The sequence below is a fragment of the Parasphingorhabdus sp. genome (genome assembly GCF_048267785.1).
Taxonomy (GTDB): Bacteria; Pseudomonadota; Alphaproteobacteria; order Sphingomonadales; family Sphingomonadaceae; genus Parasphingorhabdus.
Genome location: NZ_JBLWWU010000023.1, coordinates 15231 through 38587, shown reverse-complemented (window position 1 = coordinate 38587; position 23357 = coordinate 15231). Strand labels below are relative to the sequence as shown.

General features: G+C 56.0%; 19 protein-coding genes and 2 pseudogenes. 12 read left to right on the top strand and 9 right to left on the bottom strand.

Features of this window, described 5'->3' with window-relative positions; genetic code table 11:
- The first annotated feature begins 14 nt into the window (after positions 1–14).
- From ACN0VD_RS15575 to ACN0VD_RS15535, 9 genes are all read left to right on the top strand, one after another.
- Positions 15–1568 (top strand): spinster family MFS transporter, encoded by a 1554-nt coding sequence (locus tag ACN0VD_RS15575; protein WP_417595904.1) that lies wholly within the window; start codon positions 15–17, stop codon positions 1566–1568.
- A complete protein-coding gene (locus ACN0VD_RS15570) occupies positions 1565–2275 on the top strand; it encodes a CoA transferase subunit A (protein ID WP_417595902.1) in 711 nt (236 codons plus the stop codon). The genes ACN0VD_RS15575 and ACN0VD_RS15570 overlap by 4 nt, the downstream gene beginning before the upstream one ends.
- Positions 2275–2922, top strand: coding sequence for a 3-oxoacid CoA-transferase subunit B (locus ACN0VD_RS15565; protein ID WP_417595900.1), 648 nt, complete (start codon positions 2275–2277; stop codon positions 2920–2922). Before ACN0VD_RS15570 ends, ACN0VD_RS15565 begins: the two co-directional genes overlap by 1 nt.
- 16 nt (positions 2923–2938) lie before the next feature.
- A complete protein-coding gene (locus ACN0VD_RS15560; protein WP_417595898.1) occupies positions 2939–4375 on the top strand; it encodes an NAD-dependent succinate-semialdehyde dehydrogenase in 1437 nt (478 codons plus the stop codon).
- A 112-nt stretch (positions 4376–4487) separates the two neighbouring features.
- Positions 4488–4925, top strand: a complete 438-nt coding sequence (locus tag ACN0VD_RS15555) for a Zn-ribbon domain-containing OB-fold protein (protein ID WP_417595896.1) — start codon at positions 4488–4490, stop codon at positions 4923–4925.
- A complete protein-coding gene (locus tag ACN0VD_RS15550) occupies positions 4922–6100 on the top strand; it encodes a thiolase C-terminal domain-containing protein (RefSeq protein WP_417595894.1) in 1179 nt (392 codons plus the stop codon). Before ACN0VD_RS15555 ends, ACN0VD_RS15550 begins: the two co-directional genes overlap by 4 nt.
- Before the next feature lie 36 nt (positions 6101–6136).
- Positions 6137–7330: an aromatic ring-hydroxylating oxygenase subunit alpha gene (locus ACN0VD_RS15545; RefSeq protein WP_417595892.1), complete on the top strand. Its 1194-nt coding sequence runs from the start codon at positions 6137–6139 to the stop codon at positions 7328–7330.
- A gap of 5 nt (positions 7331–7335) precedes the next feature.
- Entirely contained in the window at positions 7336–8877 is a 1542-nt protein-coding gene (locus ACN0VD_RS15540; RefSeq protein WP_417595890.1) for a class I adenylate-forming enzyme family protein, read from the top strand.
- Between the two features lie 64 nt (positions 8878–8941).
- Positions 8942–9706 (top strand): IclR family transcriptional regulator, encoded by a 765-nt coding sequence (locus ACN0VD_RS15535; protein WP_417595888.1) that lies wholly within the window; start codon positions 8942–8944, stop codon positions 9704–9706.
- 115 nt (positions 9707–9821) lie between these two features.
- Here the strand turns inward: ACN0VD_RS15535 and ACN0VD_RS15530 are convergent.
- A pseudogene (locus tag ACN0VD_RS15530) lies at positions 9822–10515 on the bottom strand (IS6 family transposase).
- Positions 10516–10615: 100 nt separating this feature from the next.
- On the opposite strand from ACN0VD_RS15530, the gene ACN0VD_RS15525 reads away from it, so the two are divergent.
- Entirely contained in the window at positions 10616–11842 is a 1227-nt protein-coding gene (locus ACN0VD_RS15525) for an NAD(P)/FAD-dependent oxidoreductase (RefSeq protein WP_417595886.1), read from the top strand.
- Between the two features lie 215 nt (positions 11843–12057).
- Positions 12058–12501 (top strand): annotated as a pseudogene (locus tag ACN0VD_RS15520) (hypothetical protein); the annotation flags it as partial.
- A 77-nt stretch (positions 12502–12578) separates the two neighbouring features.
- On the opposite strand, the gene ACN0VD_RS15515 reads toward ACN0VD_RS15520, so the two are convergent.
- The 3 genes from ACN0VD_RS15515 to ACN0VD_RS15505 form a co-directional block, all read right to left on the bottom strand.
- Positions 12579–12746 (bottom strand): hypothetical protein, encoded by a 168-nt coding sequence (locus ACN0VD_RS15515; RefSeq protein ID WP_417595884.1) that lies wholly within the window; start codon positions 12744–12746, stop codon positions 12579–12581.
- Positions 12747–12755: 9 nt separating this feature from the next.
- A complete protein-coding gene (locus ACN0VD_RS15510; protein WP_417595882.1) occupies positions 12756–13931 on the bottom strand; it encodes an acyl-CoA dehydrogenase family protein in 1176 nt (391 codons plus the stop codon).
- Positions 13932–14203: 272 nt separating this feature from the next.
- Positions 14204–15025 (bottom strand): hypothetical protein, encoded by an 822-nt coding sequence (locus tag ACN0VD_RS15505; RefSeq protein ID WP_417595880.1) that lies wholly within the window; start codon positions 15023–15025, stop codon positions 14204–14206.
- Between the two features lie 853 nt (positions 15026–15878).
- Here ACN0VD_RS15505 and ACN0VD_RS15500 point away from each other — a divergent pair.
- Positions 15879–17090, top strand: coding sequence for an acyl-CoA dehydrogenase family protein (locus ACN0VD_RS15500; protein WP_417595878.1), 1212 nt, complete (start codon positions 15879–15881; stop codon positions 17088–17090).
- Positions 17091–17092: 2 nt separating this feature from the next.
- Here the strand turns inward: ACN0VD_RS15500 and ACN0VD_RS15495 are convergent, their stop codons facing one another.
- The 5 genes from ACN0VD_RS15495 to ACN0VD_RS15475 all read right to left on the bottom strand — a co-directional run bounded on the left by ACN0VD_RS15495 (position 17093) and on the right by ACN0VD_RS15475 (position 23288).
- Positions 17093–18121, bottom strand: a complete 1029-nt coding sequence (locus ACN0VD_RS15495) for an acyl-CoA dehydrogenase family protein (RefSeq protein WP_417595876.1) — start codon at positions 18119–18121, stop codon at positions 17093–17095.
- A gap of 1 nt (position 18122) precedes the next feature.
- The gene (locus ACN0VD_RS15490) at positions 18123–18266 is read right to left on the bottom strand and encodes an SDR family NAD(P)-dependent oxidoreductase (protein WP_417595874.1); all 144 of its coding nucleotides are present in this window, start codon (positions 18264–18266) and stop codon (positions 18123–18125) included.
- 2 nt (positions 18267–18268) lie between these two features.
- The gene (locus ACN0VD_RS15485) at positions 18269–19234 is read right to left on the bottom strand and encodes an alpha/beta fold hydrolase (RefSeq protein WP_417595872.1); all 966 of its coding nucleotides are present in this window, start codon (positions 19232–19234) and stop codon (positions 18269–18271) included.
- Positions 19188–20633: an aldehyde dehydrogenase gene (locus ACN0VD_RS15480; RefSeq protein ID WP_417595926.1), complete on the bottom strand. Its 1446-nt coding sequence runs from the start codon at positions 20631–20633 to the stop codon at positions 19188–19190. Before ACN0VD_RS15480 ends, ACN0VD_RS15485 begins: the two co-directional genes overlap by 47 nt.
- Positions 20634–20729: 96 nt before the next feature.
- The gene (locus tag ACN0VD_RS15475; protein WP_417595870.1) at positions 20730–23288 is read right to left on the bottom strand and encodes a TonB-dependent receptor; all 2559 of its coding nucleotides are present in this window, start codon (positions 23286–23288) and stop codon (positions 20730–20732) included.
- Positions 23289–23357 lie beyond the last annotated feature (69 nt).

Genomic DNA, 23357 nt, shown 5'->3' with positions numbered 1-23357 from the left:
CAAGGTCGGTCCGCATGAAGTTCGGGGAAGTCACCGAAGCTCCGCCAAGCGCTGCTTATCGTCATTATGCCTTGGGTATATTCGCGTTGGTATATGCATTGAACTTTGTCGATCGCCAGATCATTAGCGTTCTGGCGCTGGATCTGAAGCGCGATCTGGGACTGAGCGATGCCGATCTCGGGTTTCTATATGGCACAGCATTTGGCGTGTTCTATGCTTTGTTCGGCATACCAATGGGGCGGCTGGCTGACAGCTGGAACCGTATCCGGCTGACGACCTTCGGGCTGACCCTCTGGTCCAGCATGACAGCGCTGTCCGGTATGGCCCAAAATGGGATGCAGCTAGCGCTTGCTCGAATCGGCGTGGGCGTGGGCGAAGCGACGGCGAGTCCCTGTGCCTATTCCCTGATTTCAGACTATTTTCCGAAGGCGCACCGCGCCACTGCGATAGCGTTCTACACGGCAGGCATGTATATCGGAGCCGGTGCCTCGCTGTTCATCGGAGCCACTGTAGTGGCGCGCTGGAACGCGACATTTCCAGAGGGCTGGGTCGGCATTGTCGGCTGGCAGGCGGCATTTTTCATAGTCGGGATCCCTGGCCTTATACTGGCCTTGGTCGTTGCGTCGCTGAAGGAGCCGGTTCGCGGCCTATCAGAAGGATTGACCGCCGCGCCAGCGCAGCAACCTTTCCGGGGGTTTTTCGAAGAACTTCTGACGATGGTGCCACCATTCTGCCTGATCGGAGCGGCCAGACGCGGAACCCGCGCCCTTATCGCCAATCTGGCGTTCGCAACCGCTCTGGGTCTTCTCGCATGGTTTCTCATCACGATGACCGGGGACCTGTTGCAATGGCTCGCCGTCGCGATCGGGATTTACGCTGTCTTTAGCTGGGTCGCCGCATTGCGAGTTCGCGACCGTCCGTCGTTTCAGCTCATTTGGGGCACTCCCAGCTTTGTGATGCTGGCAATCGGCCACGGGCTGACCTCCTTCGTGAACTATTCGGTAATCTTCTGGTCTCTTCCCTATGTCGAAAGCGAGCTGGGTGCGACGCGATCAACTGCCGCGCTTTTGATAGGCGGTGCCGGAGCCGCAGCGGGCTTTCTCGGCTTGATCCTCGGCGGACGCCTTGCCGACCACCTCAGGCGAACAAACCCCTCCGGCAGGATTCTCGTAATCATCGCCGGTTCGATACTGCCATTTATACCCCTGACAATCATGTACACATCGAGCAGCCTGACACTCTTCTACATACTCTACTTCCCCATGATCTTTTTTGGCAGCATCACACTGCCGGCTGCTGGAGCAACCACTCAGGATCTTGTCCTGCCCCGGATGCGTGGCCTGGCATCCGCGACTTTCTTATTGTCGCTAACGATGATCGGATTGGCGCTCGGTCCCTATACCGTGGGAAGGATTTCAGCTGCGACCGGTGATCTTGGCACCGCCATATTATCCCTGATGGGTGTGCTACCGATTTCCCTGATCTTGCTGACGCTCGTTTACGTGCGACTACCCAAGGCCGAACAGTCCATTATCACGCGCGCCCGAAGCTGCGGAGAACCGATATGAGACAGAAAACCTACAGCAACCCCGACGCAGCGCTTGACGGCCTGTTGCGAGACGGGATGACCATCATGTCAGGTGGGTTCGGGCTGTGCGGCAATCCCGAAAGCCTGATCGACGTGGTCTCCCGTTCGGGCGTGACCGACCTGACGGTGATCTCCAACAATGCCGGTGCCGACCATTTTGGCCTTTGGGCGCTGCTTAACAAAAGGCAGATTCGCAAAATGATTTCATCCTATGTCGGCGATAACCGCTTGTTTGAAGAGCTGTGCCTGTCCGGTGAACTGGAAGTAGAGCTCAATCCGCAGGGCACGCTCGCCGAGCGGATTCGTGCGGGAGGAGCCGGCATTCCCGCATTCTATACCCGCACCGGCGTCGGCACCGTCGTTGCCGAGGGCAAACGGGTCGAGAATTTCGAAGGTTCGGATTACGTCATGGAACGCTGGCTGCAGGCTGACGTGTCGCTGGTAAAGGCGTGGAAGGCCGATCCCGAAGGCAATCTTGTATATCGCAAAACGGCACGCAACTTCAATCCGATGATGGCAACCGCTGGCCGGGTGACGGTTGCCGAAGTCGAACAAATCGTGCCGGCCGGAACGCTCGACCCAGAGGCAATCCAGACACCGGGCATCTATGTCGACCGCGTAGTCAAGGCGACAATCAGCGAAAAGCGGATTGAGCGGCTGACAGAACGCAAGCGGGAGAATGCTTGATGCCTTGGACGCGCGACGAAATGGCGAAGCGAGCGGCTCGCGAATTGAACGACGGCGATTACGTCAATCTCGGTATCGGTATTCCCACGCTGGTTGCCAATCATATTCCTCTGGGAGTGGAGGTCACGCTGCATTCCGAAAACGGGATGCTCGGTACCGGTCCCTTCCCATTCGAGGGAGAGGCCGACGCTGACCTGATAAATGCAGGCAAACAGACGGTTACACAATTGCCCACCTCAAGCTTCTTCTCTTCTGCGGACAGTTTCGCCATGGTGCGCGGCGGTCACATTGACGTTACCATCCTGGGCTCCATGCAGGTCGCGATGAACGGTGATATTGCAAACTGGACCATCCCGGGGAAGATGCTGAAAGGCATGGGCGGGGCGATGGACCTGGTTGCGGGCGTACCGCGCGTAGTGGTCGTCATGGACCATGTCAGCAAAGATGGTCGCGCCAAAATCCTGAGGCAATGCACTCTGCCGCTGACCGGGATTCATGCCGTTGACGTAATCATTACCAACCTCGCCGTTTTCACGTGCGATCGTCTCGGGAATGGCCTGACACTCATCGAACTCTCTCCCGGCGTTGACCGCGACGAGGTATGCCGCAAGACGGACGCGCCCTTCGCGATCGCCCCTCACCTCTAGGTAAAGGATCAAATACATGACCGAATACAAAGGAAAGCTAGGCCTCTATATCGGTGGCGAATGGCTAAACTCCGACGGACGCGACACTCAAGACGTGCTGAATCCGGCGACTGGAGAGACACATGCTGGCCTACCGATGGCGACCAGCGATGACCTCGACAAAGCTCTGGAAGCGACACAGCGCGGTTTTGCTGAATGGCGTAGCACCGCGCCCGTGGAGCGGGCTGCAGTTCTGACAAAGGCGGCCTCTTTGCTGCGCGCACGGGGCGACGAGATCGCGAGAATCGCTACTCTGGAGCAAGGCAAGCCGACTGCGGAAGCGAAGGGCGAGATCACCCTAGCAGCGGGATTGCTTGATTTTCATGCTGGCGAGGCTCAGCGCATCTATGGGCGCGTGCTACCCCGCCCGACCGGCAGCCGGTCGTTGGTCCTGAAACAGCCTGTAGGTCCGGTCGCGGCGTTCTGTGCTTGGAATTTCCCGGTCCTGAATGTCGTGCGCAAGTTGGGACCCGCGGTGGCATCCGGTTGCTCCATCATTATCAAGCCGAGTGAGGAAACGGCGGGCAGCGCCATAGAAGTCATGCGATGTTTCCAGGATGCTGGCCTGCCCGCTAACGTGGTTCAGATGGTGTTCGGCGTGCCCGATACCATTTCGCGACACCTGTTGAGTTCGTCAGTAACGCGCAAGCTCAGTTTCACTGGTTCGGTACCAGTCGGCAAACATCTGCTGAAGCTGGCGGCAGACACCGTCATGAAGTCGACAATGGAACTAGGCGGACACGGGCCGGTTTTGGTCTTTGACGATTGTGATCTGGAAATTACACTAGACCTCTTGGTCGCTAATAAATTCCGCAACGCCGGACAGGTCTGCATCTCGCCGACGCGCTTTTACGTCCAGGACGCCGTTTATGAAAGATTTGCCCAAGGTTTCGCCGAGCGCACTGGTCGCATCAAGGTTGGTGAGGGTCTTGATAACAGTACACAGATGGGGCCTATGGCCAACCCCCGGGGGGTGACGGGAATCAACGAATTGGTAAACGATGCCCGGTCCGCTGGCGCGCGTATCCTGACGGGCGGCGATCACGGAAATCAAGGCCGGGGATTCTTCTATTCGCCTACCGTGATGACCGACGTTCCCCTGACCGCCAGAGCGATGAACGAGGAGCCTTTCGGGCCCCTAGCGCTAATTAGTCCCTTCGCAACTGTCGAAGAAGGAATTGAACAGGCGAACCGTCTGCCCTTTGGTCTTGCGGCCTATTGTTTCACCGAAAACGGACGTCTCCAGAACCGCCTGGCCGAGGAAGTTGAAGCAGGGATGATCGCGATCAATAATGTCGCGCTGAGCGCTCCAGACAGCCCATTCGGCGGAATGAAGGAGAGCGGCTTTGGATCTGAAGACGGCCCAGAAGGAATCGAGGCCCACCTCGTGATCAAGACGGTGCATATAAAGTAACAATATATTCTCTAATGAGAATACTATTCTCTATTTCTTGACTCTGTTTTCCGGGGCTGTAAGGTTCCCGAGATAGGTCAGGTGGAACTGATGGAACAAGGGAGAGACAGCCATGTCTATTGCTCGCATAAAAGGCGGTATCGGAGCCGACGAAGAATACTGGCTCTCCCTGGAGCGGGGCGAATTCCGGGCTCCACGCTGCTCCGAATGCGAACAATGGATGTGGCCAGCGCATTTCCGGTGCGGGAAATGCGGCTCATGGGAGATCGCCTGGGACCAGATCGAGCCTTTGGGCACTATCTATACCTGGACGCGCAATCATGCCATCTCGGATGCCGTAAAGGAACGGCGGGAGGATTTGCCCTTCGTCACCATCCTCGTCGAACTGCCGCAGGCCGGATTGATCAGGGTGCCCGGCGTACTTGAAGGCAGTGAAGAGGGCCTTTACATAGGGGCGTCGGTCACTGGCAATATTCGGCCCGCCGATGAAAAGACGAAAAATTACGCCACAATGGTTTGGCGCCTCGCCGACGAGAAGGTCAGCAAATGAGCACGAAAAACTCCATGCGCGGCGCAGCAGCCATTGTCGGTATAGGCCAGACACCATATTACAAGCGTGGCACTTCGCCCGATCCGGAAATGAAACTGGCCCTGCGGGCGATCGTTGCAGCCTGCGAAGATGCGGGCATCGAACCCTCGGAAATCGACGGGTTTGTCTCTTATGGGTCGGAGCAAAACAGCGGGCAGAAGCTAATGCCGGCGCTAGGCACCAAATCCCTGAAATTTGCAGCGCTCGCATGGACGCACGGTGGCGGTATTCCTGCAGCAGTGGGCCTAGGCGCACAGGCAATCCATGCGGGCACGTGCGATGTCGTTGTCGTTTATCGAGCGATGGCGGAAGATAGCAATCAGCGCCTGCAGGTTGCGGTTACGCAGGGGGATACACCCGCCCAGTTTCTTGCCAACGGGATCGATATGGTCCTGCAACGCTCTGCCCAGCGTAGCCAGCGCATGATCGAGAAGGAAGGTGTGCCGCGATCGACGCTGGAGGCGATTGCCCTTGTAGGCTATCATCATGCGCAGAATAATCCGGCGGCGGCCGGATATGGTCAAAAAATGGGCCACGAAAAATACGAGTCCTCGCGTTATATATCCGAACCCTTTCACTTGTTTGACTGCTCGCGTGAGAACGATGGCGCAGCTGCTGTTATCCTCGTTTCCGGTGAACGCGCAAAAAGGCTGAAGCAGAAGCCAGCCTATCTCCTTTCATGTCCTATGGGGGCTGAGGCCGGGACATCGTCGGGCGCGCTTGAGGACAACCACGAGCCCTATACCAGCGTTGGCATGGTTGATCTGGCCAAACGGCTATGGTCGGAATCAGGCTATCAACCGGAAGACGTGGATGTCGCTCAGATTTACGAAAACTTTACCGGCATGGCAGTCGCCTCGATCATTGATCACGGTTTCTGCACGAGACAAGAGGCCGGTGAGTTCATCTCGCTGGAAAATCTCAAGGCACCGACCGGCGGATTTCCGATCAACACCTCCGGCGGAAATATTGCCGACGGATTCATCCATGGCATGGGGCTGGTCCTCGAGGCCGTTCGCCAATTGCGCGGCACATCGCCGAACCAGGTTCCGGGGGCGAAGCTTTCGCTGATGGCAGGGGGGCCGGGCGACTCTGTCACCAGCACTGCACTCTTCGGATCGGAAGAGACACTTTAAACCTCAGACAATCAGTTCAGGAATAGGAAAAGCCAAATGGTCGACCCAAAAAAACAAGAGTCCGGAGTAAAGCCCCGTATTCAGACGCTCGACATGCTGAATTCCAGTCAAGTCGAGGCGATACGGGAAATCCCCGCCTACGGCACGCAGCCGCCGCCGATAATGACCCGGCACTATCCCACCGCTAATTTCACAAATGCAAAGCGTTTCCAGGATGAGCAGGAGAAAATATTCCGCCGGCTTCCCGTTCCGATCATCCCCTCGGTACGGTTGCCCGAAGCCGGGACCGTGCTTGCCCATAACGAATACGGGCTTCCCCTCCTCATAGTGCGCGGCAAGGATGGGTCGCTGAAGCTGTTCCTCAACGCCTGCCAACACAAGGGCGCCAAGCTGGTAGAGGAATGCAGCGTACAGAAGCTATCCCGGCTGACCTGCCCCTACCATTCCTGGACCTATGGACTCGACGGCAAGCTGCTTGCCATCGCCCGTCAAGACGCATTCGAGGCCATCGACAAGGCGGATTTTCCTCTTACCGAACTGCCGGTGAAGGAATGCGGCGGGATCATTTGGGGTATCCTCGACCGCCACGCGAAAGGGGATTTTTCCTTGATCACGCCCGATATTGAGGCGGATTTGAAGAGCCTCGAAATTCCGACTGCGCATCTATATGGCCATCACACATTCGAACTTGATGCAAACTGGAAGCTTGTTCTAGAACCGTTCATGGAAAGCTATCACGTGCCTCGCTTGCACGCATCATCGATCGGCAAGCTTTTCGGAGACGTCACGCGCATCATCGACATGCTCGGGCTCCATCAGCGCAAGGTTGCAGGAAAAATTAACTACCAGCCTGAGATGCTGGAAGAAACAGGTACAAACATTCATAAGACGGTAACATTCGCCTATCAGCTATTTCCTAATGCCGTGCTGATCACCAGCCCCTATTATACGAGTCTGATGATCTTGATGCCAATCAGTGAACGCAAAACAAAGGTCGATTATTACATGCTGACGCTGGAGGAGCCGAAAACGGACAAAGGCAGAGATCTTTACAAACGATCCTATGATCTTGTCCTTAAGGTATTTGGCGAAGAGGATTTCCGCGCTGCGCAGATATCGCAGGAGGGCCTGGACTCTGGCGCGCTGGACAAAATGACCTACGGGGGGATGGAGAACACTATTCCAATGTATTATGATCAGCTCGAAGCCTACCTAAATGGCGAGGTCTAATAGCGATGCCGAGTAATGGGCTTTTGCACGATGGCCTCGCCTACTGGGCGCGCAGGACCCCAGATGCCGTCGCCGCAACCCTGGATGGCCGCGAGACGATCACCTATTCCGAATTATCGTTGTGGAGCGACGGCATCGCCCGGCACCTTCAAGCCAAGGGCGCTCGCGCAGGTGCCAATGTCGCGATCGCCGCGGCCAATTCACTCGCTTGGGTGGCCAGCGCCTTTGCCATACTTAAAGTCGGAGCTACGATATCTCCGTTTAACGATCGCCTCGTCGCTGAAGAACTCAGATATCTCGCGGAGAATTCCGAGGCATGCCTGATCATTGCCGACGAAGAGCGGCGGCACCTGTTTGCAGATGCAAAGGTCGAAACGCCGCTCGTGGATATGGAGAGCCTGGAAGATTGCCGTGACGGCGCGTCTTCTGGATGGCGCCCGGTTCGAACAGATTCCGATTCGGTCGCGATGATCATCTTCACCAGCGGATCTACCGATCGCCCCAAGGGTGCAATGATGACCCATGGGAACTATCTCGCCAAATTCCTGGAAATGCGATTGCTGGATGACCGGCTGGGTTCAGCCACCCGATCATTGATGCCGTTTGGTCTCCACTCCTCACCCGGATTGCCGTGGGGCATTTTTTTCACTACAACCCTTGGAGGCACTTTATATTTTACCAGCCGGTACAAGGCCGAAAATATCTTGGATCTCTTGGCGAACGAGGCAATTGACTTTTTCATCGGTGTACCCATGATTTTTGAACAGGTAGCAAACCTATCAGGATTTCCAGCTGCCGAACTTTCTCACCTGACCTTCGCCCGCATAGGAGGCGCCACGCCTACACCGGAAATCATCCGGCGCTGGCGTGAAAAAGGTGTCGCCCTTCGGCAGCTCTACGGGATGACCGAAGTTGGGGGCGGATGTCTTATCGCGAATGAACAGGAAGCATTCGAACGCCCGGACAGCTGCGGGCGCGGCCTGGCCTTCTCGCGATTCAAAATCGTTCGTGAGGATGGATCAGAATGCGGACCGAACGAGCCGGGCAACATCTTGCTACAGGGACCCGGCCTGATGAGCGGTTACTGGAAAAAGCCGGAAGAGACCGCGGCCGCACTGAAAGACGGCTGGATGCACACTGGCGATATCGGGCTCTACGACGAAGACGGGTATTTTAAATTCCTCGACCGGTCAAAAGAGATGATCAAGTCGGGCGGTTTCAACGTGTCCCCTTCCGAAATCGAATGTACCATCCGCAAGCATCCGGCTATTGTCGAGGTCGCTGTTTTCGGCATCGAAGATCCCGACTATGCGGAAAGCATCTTCGCATTCGCATCTTGCGACAGCGAACTAACGCAGCAGGAACTTTTCGATTTTTGTGTCGAACATATGGCCGGATATAAATTGCCACGATTCATCGAGATTTCACGTAACCGACTTCCCCGGCTAGCAAATGAAAAGGTCGACAGGCGGGTTTTGAAACAGCGCTTCAAGAACGCAGCCCGCGAACGCGTCCGGCTGAAGGCTTTACGACCGTTAGATAGATAAAAGCATGTTCGCGAAATGTTTAGGACAGATTGACCGCACAACGACTACAAGCTAGCTATTCGCTATGGAGAACAATGAAAGTCCCAAGGCACCGAAAAGAGTCGGCGCGGTAACCCAAGCGTTCCGTATAATGCGGTGTCTCTCGGATTCCGACGGCCATCTGGGCGTCAGCGCAATCGCCCGAAAGGCGACAGTTAACCAGTCAACAGCATTCAACATATTGCGGACATTGGTAGCGGAAAAAGCAGTAGATTTTGATGAACCTAGTAAAACCTATTCACTGAGTAAGGGGCTGCTAGAATTGTGCGAAAAACTTATCGGCAATTCCATCGTGGCGGACATTCGCGGTGAACTGGAACGCGTTGCTGACGAGACCAACTGTCTCACCGGATTGTGGCAGGCTAATGAAGGCAAGATGATTCTGATCGCACGCGCAGTCTCAAAGCGACCAATGCGTCTTGATATGGACATTAAGCACAGACTGCCGCCTTATGCCGGTTCGATCGGGCGTGCCTATGCGGCGTCGCAGGGCCTGTCTGACCAAAGCATAAAAGAAGCCTTCAAAACGCTTCACTGGGAAGGCAATATTGACGAAGATCGTTATCTGGCAGAGATCAGGCAGGCAGAGCGGGACGGCTTTGCGATTGACAAGGAAGGTCTATATCCCGGTGTGATAACGGTCTCCTCTCTCATCTTTGATCGTCATGGTCAGGTTCTCTATGGGATCACTGCCAGCGACATCGCTTATAATTTGAGCGAAGTTAAAATCAACGAACTGGGTATCGAGATTCGCACCATTTGTCGTGCCATGACACAACTCATTCAGTAGTCCATTAGATATGACTTTAGTGACTCACCTTTGGAGCAAACCCACCAGCTCCTAGCTGGTAGAGGCGTTGACACATTAACTTGGCTGAAGCGCAAGATTGTCAGCCGTTTGATAATCAGGCATTCAGGGCCGCAACTTTCCAGCCGCTGAAAGCGCCAGCTCTCAAATTCTTGAACAAGTATCGATTTACGAGATGGCGTTGAAGGTCGAAATGATTGTAGGTTGAAGCGTGGACATTGAGGAAGCGTTGAACTGATCCTGGAGATTTGAAACGCTGCATTCTCGCTCCTGTCTTCGGGCGGGCTGGTGAGAATTTTCTGCTCTATTGTTGGCTCGTTTATTGTCGATATACTCCGCGCCTAGTCCTAATGCTCGGAATGCTGCGTGGTATGATCGCAGCTTGTCGGTGACGATTAAGTTTGGCGACATCTTCTGTTTCTTGAGCAGGCTTATAATCATCTTTTTTGCGGCTATCGTATTTCGCCTGGACTGAACAAGAAAGTCCAGAACGGTTCCTTCGTTGTCGACTGCTCGCAATAGGCAATGCCGTTTTCCGCGAATTACAATCACCATTTCATCGAGATGCCAATGATCGCTGGGTGCAGGTCGAGCTGTTCCCAGATTCGCTGAAATCTGGCTACCAAACTTGAGAAACCACGGCGCACTGTTTCATAAAAAACATCCAGACCGCGTTCGTCAAGCAAGCCTTCAACGTCGCGAAAGCTCAGGGTGAACCGTGCATAAATCCAAACCGCATGGACAATTATTTCAAATGCAAAGCGATGGCGCTCAAACGAGATTTTCTGCATCTGCCGATGCTATCTCAGGCCGGCACCTATCACTAGCCAAGTTAATGTGACAATGTCCTCACACAATCCCAGAACAAATAAATTAGAGAAATGGTATATTATGAAATTTGACGTTCTCATCGTTGGCGCGGGGCATGGCGGCGCGCACAATGCTATCATGCTGCGTCAAAATAAATTTGAAGGCTCTATCGCTATAATAGGGGATGAGCCTGAAATCCCTTACGAACGCCCGCCTCTGAGCAAGGAATATTTCTCCGGCGAGCGCAGCTTTGAACGCATATTGATCCGCCCCCAATCTTTTTGGGATGACCGCCAAGTTACTATGATGACCGGGCAGCGGGTTATGTCGGTAAATCCCGCCGCGAAAAGCGTGACGACCAAAGGCGGCGAGATTATCGAATATGACAAACTGGTGTGGTCTACCGGCGGCAGTCCAAGAGCGTTGCCCCTGCCTGGCTTTGAGATGGCGGGTGTGCACGGCGTACGTACCCGGGCTGATGTCGATGCCATCTTGGCAGAGTTGGACGATGTCACCGATATGGTCATCGTAGGTGGTGGCTATATCGGACTGGAAGCAGCGGCCATTTTATCGAAATTCGGGAAAAATGTTGTCGTTCTGGAAGCGCTTGACCGCGTGCTCGCACGTGTTGCCGGCGAAACATTGTCACGTTTCTATGAAACGGAACATCGCGTCCATGGTGTTGATGTCCGCTTGTCCCAAAAGATCGCCGAAGCCGTTGGAGAGAATGGGAGAGTTACCGGCGTTAAATTGGCCGATGGGACAATAATTCCGGCACAGCTCGTGATTGTCGGCATCGGCATTATTCCGGCAGTTCAGGCTTTGATCGCAGCAGGGGCAAAGGGCACGAACGGCGTCGATGTGGACCCATATTGCCAGACATCCCTGCCCGATGTTTACGCAATTGGCGATTGCGCGGCCCATGCCAATGATTTTGCCGATGGCGCCATTATCCGGCTTGAATCGGTGCAGAATGCAAATGACCAAGCGACGACGGTGGCAAGAGCAATTTGTGGAGCTGCCCGGCCCTATCACGCGATCCCTTGGTTCTGGTCCAACCAATATGACCTTCGACTGCAAACGGCGGGCCTTTCTATAGGCCATGATGATGTAGTCATAAGAGGCAATCCGGATAAGCGCAGATTTTCGGTCATCTACCTAAAGCAAGGGCGCATTACCGCCGTCGATGCCGTCAATTCGGTAAAAGATTTTGTCCAGGGAAAGCAGTTGATTGTAAAGAACGCGGCCATTGACAAAGCCCAACTCGCTAACACCGCAATACAGTTAAAGGAAATGACGACCAGTTAGTCGACGGGTTCGTTTTAGCAATCGAAATCAAACAAAGTCGTTTGCGGTGCCAACGGCGGATAAGCTTTCGAACTTATCGCTGCATCACACCCGCTTCGAGTTAACGTGACAATGCCTATGCAGTATCAACAACTCCAGCGACGTTCAGGCTCGCCTGATAAAATCCACATGAGCGTCGAACGTTTTCTGCAAACAGCTATGATCAATCCACAAATTCAAACGGATGTCCCGCACTCAAGAGGCACGTGATCACATTGCGTGAGAAATGGGAGGCAGATTACGTGATCGTCGAAAGATCAAGTAACGGCCTGGCGCTCGTCCAGCAGTTACACAAGGAAGGGCTATTCAGGCCTGTCCCGTGGCCGCCCCGCGGTATGCGCCAGAAGGCAGAGCGTCTGCCGGCACAGACCGGCCAGGTCGAGGAAGGACGCGTCTGGCTTCCCGCGCAGCTCGAGGGTCTCGATACGTTTCTTTCGGAACTGCGCGCCTTTCCCAGCGGAAGGCACGATGACCAGGTCGACAGCCTCACGCAGATGCTCAAATGGTCCTTCTGGCGCTGGCGGCGTCTTCATGAAGAGCGGGATGAGAAAGGGCGCCTCAAAACTGCTGTTCGGGGGAAACGGCCCACCCTGCCCAGGCTTCCCGAATGGGTCAGGTAAATTGATTCAAGCCGTGCGTGGGTGCACTTGCGTCAGCTTGCGAGCCGAAGCAGAAGTGAATGCGCTCGCACGGCGCATCACCCGGTCACCATTGCTGCCCCGATTCCCTCATATTCGTGCAAATGGGACCCGCTGTTGTTCGGCATACCGGGCTTGGTGAGACAGCCGCGCGGACGGACATAACTGTCGATCCGCCGCTCGGGCTCGTTGGCATGGCCCATTACGAGGGTGAATTTGCGGTTCATGGTCGTGAATCATCCTTCATTCGCGATTTTATGCAATTTCTTGATTTTCTTGGCGAGCGACCATTTGTGGACTTCTGTCGGGCCGTCATAGACTCTGAAGGCTCGCACTTCGCGGAACACCTGTTCAACAACAGTATCGCGGCTGAGGCCGGTACCACCCATCACCTGCACACAATTGTCGGCAATGCGGAACAGGGCTTCTGACACAGCGACTTTTGCCATTGAGCTTTCGGTGGTTCCCAGCATGCCGGTGTCGAGCACCGATGCACACCAGTCGATCATCAGTTCCGCCTGCTTGAGATCAATCTGGTTCTGCGTCAGCATGAAGCCGACGCCTTCGTGGTCGATCAGTGGTTTGCCGAAGGCCTGCCGCTTGCAGGCATAGTCGATGGCGATTTCCTGGGCCCGGTCGCAGCAACCGAGCCAGCGCATGCAATGGGTCAGGCGAGCCGGTGCCAGTCGCACCTGGGCATATTTGAAGCCTTCGCCGCTTTCGCCCAGCATCTGGTCGGCGGGAACGCGGAGATTGTCGATATTGACCACCGAATGGCTGCCCGGCATCGAGCTGTCGATCGTGTCCAGCACCCGTTCGATCTGGATCGCGGGGTCGGGCAGGTCGACCAGAAACATGGTAGCGCCTTCGTCCGACTTTGCCATGATGATGCCGACCTTGGCCCCCTTGGCGCCGGTGATGAAGGTCTTGCGACCATTGATCACCCAGTGATTGCCGTCCGGTTTTGCGGTCGTCTGCATCATCATCGGATCGGAGCCCGCGCCATTTTCACTAGCCGGCTCGGTCATGAAAAAGGCGGAGCGTGCCACGCCGGAAACCAGCGGAGCGAGGAAATGCTCTTTCTGCTCGGGAGAGGCGCATTTGCCGAGCAGATACATGTTGCCCTCGTCCGGCGCGAAGGTGTTTACCGCCAGCGGCCCGAGCGGCGACAGGCCGGACTTGCGCAGCACCAGCGCCGTTTCGAGGTGGGTGAGATGGCTGCCATCCTCGCGGATATGCGGCGTCAGAACTCCCGCCGCTTTGGCGAGCACCCGCATTTCCTGCACCAGTTCATCGGTCGGACCATGGTCTTCGCACCGGTCATCTTTTTCATAGACAAATATTTCATCGCGGATAAATTTCTCCACCCGCTCGGCAATGTCATGCGCCTCGGCGCTGATTTCCTTGGTCATTGAATCTCCTATCTTTGGAGAACCGTTACGGCAGATACGCCCGGTGCGCCATAGGCTCGCGTATAGGCGGTCCTAGGATCGCCCGGCGGCATTGTCACATTAACTTGAGTAGCGGATTGATCAAGCTGTTGATAAGCAGAGTGGATGCAAAAAATATCGTTCGACCGCCATCGCTTTCCTCCCGAGGTGATTGTCCATGCGGTCTGGCGGTGCTGTCAGTCTAACCGCAACTCGTCTCCGATTGGCGCACCAAAAGCCAGATCGAGATTACGTCAGGCGGGGAGATTTTGCCACTCGGCCAGTGCGGCCGAGCGTCGTGCCCTGTACGCACCCCACTGCCGCAACAGTGTTCGGGCGACGAACGAAACATCGCGAACTTGTTTGTCATCGCTGAACGACCCTTCGAAAAATGTGCCGGCCGCGACCGCCTGCAAATCGATGGCATCGTTCACGCGCTTCTCGAGCTTCTTCCCGCGACCTGCACCCTTTCCAATCCATGCGAGCGTATGGATCAGGACACACAACGAATAGCGGAACGCGAACAAGTTCATCGCGTCCTTGACCTTCATCGGCTCCGCTCCTTGCTTCTGCTGATTATCGATCATGAAGTTTCGAGTGGCCTCCAGCAGCAGATCAATCGCTTTAAGTCGCGTCGCCTTGGATACCTTCTGCTGAGTCGCGATGGCGCGCCGTTTCTCGCGAGTGAACTCACCCGTCGCACTCACCAACGCATCTTCCCAATCGGTGACCTCCGCACGCAAGCGTTCGATCATATTGCTCGCGTATGCTTCTGCCTCCTGCATCATCGGGCCAAGATGTTCCGGTGGAGGAACACGCCTTAGGTCAGCAGCAAGTTGCCCTAGCCTCACGCTCTCGACGTAGTCGATCAGCTTTATCGCATCGTCTTTGGAACGAACTTCATCGTCGAGAATGTCGCCAACAGTGCGCAACGCAAACACTTGGTTCGGGAACTTCGCGGCAGTCGCCAAAGACTCCCGCGAGGTCCTCAGCGCGTTTTTCTTCTGCATCTCGATGATCGTCCAATCGGAGAGCGCGGCGGCGTGATTCCGGTCCATCGCCAGGAATTCTTCCATCGCTGGCGCCCGCATTAGGTTCGTGTCGAAAACTATGGTGATCATGCCGTTGAAGTGATGCAGAACGCCCGAAATAGCAATGCGAAGCTTCCTAAATCTTGGTCACGTTGTTCCGGCGAAAGGTGCGATCACCTTGGCGAATGGAACTTGCCGATGCGATACTGAAACCGACAACCAAACTCACCCGAATATACCGTTACGAGCTAGCGACTTCGTCGGTTCTCGGGCAGAGCGGCTTCTTCGGCAGGTTCGTCCGCCAAAACCCGCCAGTCTCCTCCCGGCCCATTTCCAGACACTTTGTGCTTTGCCGAGAAGATTGATAATCAGCCAGTATGATAAGCTACACAGTGATCCAAAGCCGACCACCTAGCTGTAGATCAATCCCGCTCTGAAAATTATTAGTTACGGTGATATTTTACGGTCGATTTTGCGCGGACGGGGGACAATTCAGACGAAGCACGATGGCGCTCAAACGAGATCTTCTGCATCAACTGATGCTACTCCAAGTCGGCACCTATCGCTAGCCAAGTTAACGTGACAATGCCCCTTCCGCCTCTTTTCGAAAAATTTCCTTTGACGACTTTTACCTAATGACGGTAGGTTATAAACCGTAGAAAATTTGGCCTGAAGAGCCTTTAATGGAGATGGAACTAGTGACTGAGATGCAGATCGAACCCTTACGCGATTTAATCAATGGGGGATGTCTCTCATCCGACGGCGCGCTACAATCCACTCACTTTACGCGACTTGCAAAAGTCAAACAGTCTGGGTTTGGACAAGTGAATAGATTGGCTGGTCTGCTGCAGTTCAATCGGCCGAAAACTTTCTTCATACCGAAAACGGACAATGTCGAATGATCGCAGAAGCCAATGAGCTCGATGCCTTCAAAGCGGAGGTTCGTAAATTCCTTTCGGAAAACTTGACGGCGGAGCTACGAAAGGCCGGCAGCCGGATGACCAGCGTCTACGCTGATCACGCTGCTCAAATGGAGTGGCAGGCGATTCTGCACCGTCGCGGGTGGGCTGCGCCCGCTTGGCCGACGGAGTATGGCGGAGCTGGTTGGAGTCCGATGCAGCGCCACATCTTCGAGAGCGAGAGGGTGAAAGCAGGGGCACCACCGGTTTCTCCAATGGGCATCAAGATGGCCGGACCAGCTATTATAGGGTTTGGAACGGACGACCAAAAGAAACACTTTCTCCCCCGAATGCTGAACGGCGAACACTTTTGGTGCCAGGGATACTCCGAGCCTCAGGCCGGCTCGGACCTCGCTGCTCTACAAATGAAGGCCGAAAGGCATGGCGACGAACTCATCTGCAGCGGCTCGAAGATATGGACTACGCATGCAAATGTTGCAAACTGGATGTTCTGCCTCGTGCGCACCTCCAAAGCCGAGCGCCGTCAACAGGGAATAACATTCTTGCTGATCGACATGAGCACTCCTGGAATCGTAGTCCAACCGATCGTTATGGCGAGTGGCGAATGGATACAAAATCAGGTCTTCTTCGAAAACGTTCGAGTTCCAGTGTCGAACGTCCTTGGTGACCTTGATGATGGTTGGACTGTCGCCAAGTACCTGTTGGAGTTCGAGCGCGGAGGCTCGGCTTACGCACCAGCACTACGCGCGGGACTAGATACGCTCCGCAGCAATCTGGATGGGTCTAGATTTGAAAAGACTCCAGAACTCCTAGGTAGGCTGGCTGTTTTCGCAGTGCAAGTGGAGGTTCTCGACGCCCTAGAAATGGAAATTCTTTCGGCTGTCTCACAAGGTCGGCCAATCGGCTCCGACGCATCAATGATGAAGATTTTGGGAACCGAGCTGGAGCAGCGCTTCACCGAACTTCAACTTGAGGCAGCGGGGCCCATCTCCCGCGCTTGGCAGCCTGGAACGACGGCGCCTGGGGGTCCGATCCTGTCGTACCCCGGCATTCCGGAGGATTATTGTACTGGCGACGTCTGGCAGGCAGTCGCTCCTCTTCGCTATCTGAACGAACGAGCTGGTTCTATTTACGCCGGGACGAATGAAATACAACGAAACATTATCGCGAAGTCAGAGTTGCGGCTCTGATTCTAAACAAAAGCATTAGCCGCGTAACGCTTGACGTGCATGTCGCTGTCACCCAGCTGTTGCTCAACAGCGGTCAGCCGTTTGAAATAGCGGCTCACTGGGTGCTCGTATGTCGTGCCGATAGCACCGTGAAGCTGCACTGCCTGCTGGCCTACATAGCGCCCCGTCTCCGCAATAGTCACCTTAGCTGCGCTCGCTAGCGCAGCGCGCTGCACCTTGCAATGTTCAAGACCAGCCATAGCGCGTCGGGCTATGGCTCCGGCCCGCCGCGCGGCAATATACATATCGACGAGACGATGTTGAACCACTTGAAAGCTGCCAATTGGCTGCCCAAACTGCGCGCGATCACGAGCAAAGCTGGCAGTGTCTTCGACCAGGCGGGTCATTAGTGCTGCAGCCTCGATAGCAGTGCAGGCGATCGCCTGGTCTATTACTCGCGAGAGTGCCTCGGAGCAATCGTCGGCGAGAACGACACAAGTTGCATCGTTGAACCGCAAATCCGCAGCCATTCGTCCATCAATCGTTGGATAGGCATGCTCAACTAACCCGTCAGCCTTATCCAAGACAGCGGCCAGACTCACCTTGGCATCTTGGCGCACCAGAATAAGCAACACGTCTGCTTCGACACCTTCGAGGACAAGTGCAGCGCGCCCTGAAAGACCGCATCTCTGGGCAAAACGATCAAGGCGCAGATGTGGCGCCGTCGCAGGCTCCAAACCTACGATGGCAATGACAAAGTCGGGGTCAGTTAAACGGCGTAGGAGCTCCCGCGACTCCTCGCCTCCTATAGAGTCCAGTAAACCCGCCGCAATAATTGAGCTCTCGAGGAAACGAGTAGGGCGACAAAGATCTCCGAGCACCTCAAACACAGGCTCGCTTTCGCGGATTCCTAAGCCGAGACCACCAAGTTTTTCTGGAACGCAGATACCAAGGACACCAGCCTTGGCTAGTTCCGCCCATGTATCTTCGGAAGCGCTCCTGCTGAGTCGAGCAGCTAGCGAATCGCGAAGTGCTGTGTTCTGCTCTTCCACCTCAGTCGACGCCTTCAAGGGCGTCCGCGCGAAGAGCGACAAAAACCACCTTGGCTCCCTCTGAGGCCAGAACCGGCGCGAAGCTGCGCCCCAAGCCTGCGCTCGCGCCAGTTATAACCACAGTTTGTCCGTCCAGTATCGTCATCGTCAGCTTCCGCTTTCGAGGGGCAAACAACGCTCCAGAAAATTCATAATTGCTGAAACGAAGGTATCATTGTTGTCGCCTGCCACCATGTGACCGGCCTGCCTCACGTCGCTGACTTCCAAGCCCGGGACGAGAGCCTTGAATTTTACAACACCCGCATCGCTCACCACGTCACTGGCCAAGCCACGCACGAGCATTATTGGAACGGCGGCGCGACGGCCTACCTCCCGCGCTGCTCCTTGAACCTGGGCATGGTGGGTTGCGGGCTTTAACTCCATTATTCGTGGATCCCAGTGCCAGTACAGCCGACCATCTGAGCGTCGCCGCAGATTGCGCATTAGTCCCGCCGAGGCGCCAGAGCGTGGACGCGTCGGATTGTACGCAGCCACGGCCTCGACAGCCTCTTCGAGCGAACCAAAGCCATTCGGATTAGCGCTCATGAATCTTGTGATCCGCTCGATTCCTTCGGGTTCCGGTTCTGGAACTATGTCAACGAGGACGAGTCCAGCTGGAAGAATACCGGTCGCCGTGGCTAAAAGTGCAGTCGCCCCACCAAGCGAGGCACCGACCAGAGCGAACCGCGGCGAACTCAGCGAGAGCATCGCTCTTAAGTCATCCACCCGGTCGGCTAATGAGTACGCCCCCCGCGACGACCAATCGCTGTCCCCATGCCCGCGGGCGTCGTAGTTAACAACGCGGTAGCCGCGATCCACTAGAGCTCGCGCGGCGCCGGACCAACTATGCCTTGTCTGCCCCCCTCCGTGCATCAGGAAAACCGTCGGGCGATCTTCTTGTCCTTCCACGTCGAAAGCGAGCGTCAGATCGTCAGAGGATGGCATCCTACCCTCAAGCGGCCCTGCCTCTCTTTCGAATTCACGTTTCCTTGTTTTTCCGTTCATGTCAAAATTATATCTAGCAAAATCAAAGAATTGCCGGAAGCTTGGGCAAAAAGACTGTTTTGATCTCATAATAGGGCTCAATGCCCTCGGGACCACCCTCGCGCCCCACGCCGGATTGTTTGAAACCGCCAAAAGGATTGGTGAGGTCGAATTCGCGTCCGTTTTGCGTGAAATGACCGGTTCGAACCGATCTCGCGATGCCATAGGCGCGGTCGGTGTCGTTGGTATAGACGCCGCCGCTCAGCCCGAAATCACTGTCGTTGGCGATCGCAATGGCCTCGGCCTCGCTATCGTAGGGAATCACCGTCGTGACCGGACCGAATATTTCTTCGCGGGCTATCACCATGTCGTTAGTGGCGTCCGCGAATACCGTTGGTTCGAAGTAGAAGCCTCGGTTCAGGCCTTTTGGTCGTCCGCCACCGGTGGCGATCCTCGCGCCTTCGCTGACGCCTTGCCGGATATAATGCTCAACCCGTTCCCGTTGCCGATCCATGGCGAGCGGCCCCATCTGGGTCGCTGCATTCATCGGGTCCCCGACCGTGACCGCTTCCATCGCTGCAACGAGACTGTCGACGTGGTCGGAATAGCGCGAGCGGGGCACCAGCAAGCGACTGTAATTGATGCAAACCTGTCCGCACATCAGGGTGATCTGGGGAGCCAGGGAGGGGCCGGTGAGCGCCGGGTCGAAATCGTCCAGCAGGATGGCCGCCGATTTTCCGCCCAGCTCCATCGTGAACCGCGCCATGCGCGAAGCGCAGACCGTCGCGATATGCATGCCTGCGGCCGTTGATCCGGTAAAGGCGACCTTGTCGACGCCGCCATGGCTGATGAGCAGATCGGATATCTCCCGATCGGCCGGCACGAGGTTGACCGCGCCGGCGGGAAGGCCCGCCTCCTCGGCCGCCTCGGCGATCAAGAAGGCTTCCAGCGGCGATTCCGGTGACGGCTTCATGATCACAGTGCAACCGGCGGCGAGAGCCGGTGCGACCTTCATCATCATCGTCATCAGCGGCCCGTTCCAGGGCGCGACCGCAGCAACGACCCCGACAGGTTCCTTCACGATCACGGCATATCTTGACTGCATGCCCTGAGACGGGCGGACCTCTTCCACACCCTGCTCTTCGATCAGCGCCGCATAATAGTTCAGGATAGCCGATGCGCCCGCACTGGACCCCCGCGCCATCGCCAGCGGAACACCGATCTGTTTTACCCACGCATTTTCGAGCGAACCGGCGCGCCTGTCCAGCGCCTCCCCCATTTTGCGCAACTCGGCCGCGCGCTCGGCAACGCCCATTTGCGGCCACGGACCATGATCAAAGGCATTGCGGGCTGCGGCAACCGCGGACTCGAGATCGTCTTGCCGCGCTTCGGCCACGGTGAAGAAAATCTCTTCATCGGCGGGATTTACAAGCCTCAGTTGATCCGCGCTGGACGGCCGGATCCACTCCCCCCCCGATAAAAAGGCGATCGGGATATTCTATCTGGATCGCATCGCTCATGTCTTGGTCCTTGCAATCAAATCGGGCGGGTTGTGATTGGGAGAGCGCAACCCGCCCGTAACCGGTCAGAACCGGAACGAAGCTTCCACGAAAATTTCCCGCGGATTGTCGACAAAGGCGGACATGTCGGCGACGGTACCCGGACCAGCGGTCCCGGTGCCCTGGGCCAGCCCCCCGGTGAACGGGATATCATTGGCCGCGGTAACGACCAGTTCGTTGGTCAGATTGCGGCCGATCACCGCCAGGCTCCAGCGATCATCGGGCGCATGATAAGCGATCGAAGCGTCGAATTTGACATAGGCGTCCTGGACAGAATCCGGGCGAAGCGTATCGGTAAAATTATATTTCGATGTATAGGCAGCGTCGCCATTGAAGGACAGCCGGCCGCCGGAGCTGCCGATCGGCAAGTCATAGGTGAAGCCGGCGCGCGCAGCAAATTCGGGTGCCTTGGGCGGCGTGCGATTGCCGTAATTCTGGGACGTGAAGGCACCGGTCGAGGCGTTCAGATTGAAATTACAACCTTGCGCAATGGTCTGCCCCTCGAAGCAGGCCCCGATGAAGTCCTTGTATTTGGCATCATTATAGGCCGCCGCCGCTCGGATGCTGAACGCGGGCGAAATCCTCCAGGTCAAATCGGCCTCGATCCCCTGGGTTCTCAATTTGCCGGCATTGTCTGCAATTAGTGAAACGGTCGCCGGATCAAAAACCTGAACCTGGAGGTTGGTATATTCGTAATAATAGGCGGTGGCATTCAGTGCCAGGTCGCCACCCAAGAAGAGCGTGCGAATACCCATTTCTCCGCCTTCCGCGCTTTCGCTGGCGTAACGACCGGAAGCGGTGGCGCCGGCCGGATCGAACAGGGCAGCCACGGACAGAACCTGGGAAATATTGAACCCGCCGGTCTTGAAACCCTGCTTGTAGGCGGCGTATAGCGTGACGTCCTGGCTGGGTTTGTATCGCAGGGTCATCTGGGGCGATAAATCGCTATCGGTGAACTTGTCCGATATGTTTATGCCCCCTGGAAAAGCTGGCAGGAAAACACCCGGCTGGACTTCGGCCACGATGCTCGGATTGGCGCTGAGCGATCGCTGGAACGAGTTGCGTTGCTCGTAGGAATAGCGGGCACCGGCGGACAGTTCGAAATCGCCAAAGGCCAACTGCGCCTCCCCGAATATCGAGAAAGATTTGGCATCGAAGCCGTTGTCCCGCTTGAAGGTGACAAAGGTCCCGGTCGCGGTCGGCGGCGGAAACGGGAGGATGAATGCATCCGTATTGAATTCGAAATTGCCATCGGAGTAGAACGCGCCGAACATGGCGTTGAAAAAACCGTCAAACTTCGACTGGAAGCGCACTTCCTGGGAGAATTGGTCGAATTCGGCCAACTGGGTGAAGTTGGCGGGATAGGACTCGCCGGACACGACATTATTGTCGGTCTGCTTGAAATGATAATAGCTGGTGATGCCGGTGACATCGAACATATTGCTTTCGATCGTTGTCGTCAGCACGCCATATTGCGAAGCGAAATCCGCATAGAGTTCGCCATTCCTAGCATAGCGATAATCCGCTGTTGCAACCTCTACGGGAATGGCAGCAGCGTCCGCTACCCCATTGATGCTACAATCGGTGTTGGGACTGGCAGGCACGACGAACCCGGGTGCCGGTATGGAGGGTTGTGGGACCGTTCGTCCGCCACCACAGAGACGTTCCAATATATCGGTTGGCCCGCCATCCTGAACATCGGAAATGCCGGCCTTGACTTCGAAGCTCAACCCCGGTGACACATCCCATTCTGCGGTAGCACGCAGCCCGTATGTTTCTGCGCCGCCTCTTTTCTTCGAGTTGCGGGTGCGATTGATCTGATTGGGTGTTCCCAAGGTTCCGGTGAGGAAATTGAGCGGCGAGGGATAGATATCGGACGCGCTGTTGGTGAATGCGCCTTCGCTGTCGGAATAGCGTCCAGCGAGGCGGAGGCGGAAGCTGTCGCTGAGCGGCCCAGAAACGAACGCCTCGACATATTTTTGTTCCGCTTCGAAACCGTAGCCGACCTTGCCGCCCGCCTCGAAATAATCCTCCGGGCCGTTGGTGACGATGCTGATCAATCCGCCTGTGGTATTCTTGCCAAAGAAGAGTGCCTGCGGTCCCTTGAGAACCTCGACACGCTGAATATCGAACTGGGGCAGGGAAATTTCACGCCCGCGGCTCATCGGCAGGCCGTCGATGACAAAGGACACCGACTGGTCGAAGCCCGCGCTCAATGCGGTCGAACCGACACCGCGCAGGAATATCGAAGCGGATGATCCGGATGCGGCCTTGCCGGCAACCAGATTGGGCACCTGCTGCGAAAGGTCGGTCACCGAACTGACCGCATATTTGTCCAGCGTCTTGCCCGTGACGGCGGTAATCGCCACCGGCGCATCGATCAGTCGCTCGTCGCGCCGGCGGGCAGACACGATGATCATATCCGATTCAGAAAAGGAACCGGTGTCCGGATCGGTCGCATCCTCGGCGCCACTTGCAGGCGACTGATCCTGCGCCTGCACTGGCGAAGCAGAAAGCAGCGCGACAGCCAGTGTCGCCAGACCGGCGGACGCAAAGAACTTCAGATGCATTGATTTTTTGGCCATTTCGACATTTCCCTCCAAAACCGTTCTCTTGCGGAACGACAGACATTATTCTACGGTCATTAGGTTTAA

Excerpts from the sequence above, each read along its gene's own strand:
- ACN0VD_RS15540 (WP_417595890.1), top strand. The coding sequence starts at position 7,336 with ATGCCGAGTAATGGGCTTTTGCACGATGGCCTCGCCTACTGGGCGCGC.
- ACN0VD_RS15565 (WP_417595900.1), top strand. The coding sequence starts at position 2,275 with ATGCCTTGGACGCGCGACGAAATGGCGAAGCGAGCGGCTCGCGAATTG.
- ACN0VD_RS15510 (WP_417595882.1), bottom strand. The coding sequence starts at position 13,931 with ATGACCAAGGAAATCAGCGCCGAGGCGCATGACATTGCCGAGCGGGTG.
- ACN0VD_RS15555 (WP_417595896.1), top strand. The coding sequence starts at position 4,488 with ATGTCTATTGCTCGCATAAAAGGCGGTATCGGAGCCGACGAAGAATAC.
- ACN0VD_RS15535 (WP_417595888.1), top strand. The coding sequence starts at position 8,942 with ATGGAGAACAATGAAAGTCCCAAGGCACCGAAAAGAGTCGGCGCGGTA.
- ACN0VD_RS15550 (WP_417595894.1), top strand. The coding sequence starts at position 4,922 with ATGAGCACGAAAAACTCCATGCGCGGCGCAGCAGCCATTGTCGGTATA.
- ACN0VD_RS15575 (WP_417595904.1), top strand. The coding sequence starts at position 15 with ATGAAGTTCGGGGAAGTCACCGAAGCTCCGCCAAGCGCTGCTTATCGT.
- ACN0VD_RS15485 (WP_417595872.1), bottom strand. The coding sequence starts at position 19,234 with ATGAGATCAAAACAGTCTTTTTGCCCAAGCTTCCGGCAATTCTTTGAT.
- ACN0VD_RS15515 (WP_417595884.1), bottom strand. The coding sequence starts at position 12,746 with ATGAACCGCAAATTCACCCTCGTAATGGGCCATGCCAACGAGCCCGAG.
- ACN0VD_RS15505 (WP_417595880.1), bottom strand. The coding sequence starts at position 15,025 with ATGGAAGAATTCCTGGCGATGGACCGGAATCACGCCGCCGCGCTCTCC.
- ACN0VD_RS15560 (WP_417595898.1), top strand. The coding sequence starts at position 2,939 with ATGACCGAATACAAAGGAAAGCTAGGCCTCTATATCGGTGGCGAATGG.
- ACN0VD_RS15475 (WP_417595870.1), bottom strand. The coding sequence starts at position 23,288 with ATGGCCAAAAAATCAATGCATCTGAAGTTCTTTGCGTCCGCCGGTCTG.
- ACN0VD_RS15570 (WP_417595902.1), top strand. The coding sequence starts at position 1,565 with ATGAGACAGAAAACCTACAGCAACCCCGACGCAGCGCTTGACGGCCTG.
- ACN0VD_RS15500 (WP_417595878.1), top strand. The coding sequence starts at position 15,879 with ATGATCGCAGAAGCCAATGAGCTCGATGCCTTCAAAGCGGAGGTTCGT.
- ACN0VD_RS15525 (WP_417595886.1), top strand. The coding sequence starts at position 10,616 with ATGAAATTTGACGTTCTCATCGTTGGCGCGGGGCATGGCGGCGCGCAC.
- ACN0VD_RS15545 (WP_417595892.1), top strand. The coding sequence starts at position 6,137 with ATGGTCGACCCAAAAAAACAAGAGTCCGGAGTAAAGCCCCGTATTCAG.
- ACN0VD_RS15490 (WP_417595874.1), bottom strand. The coding sequence starts at position 18,266 with ATGACGATACTGGACGGACAAACTGTGGTTATAACTGGCGCGAGCGCA.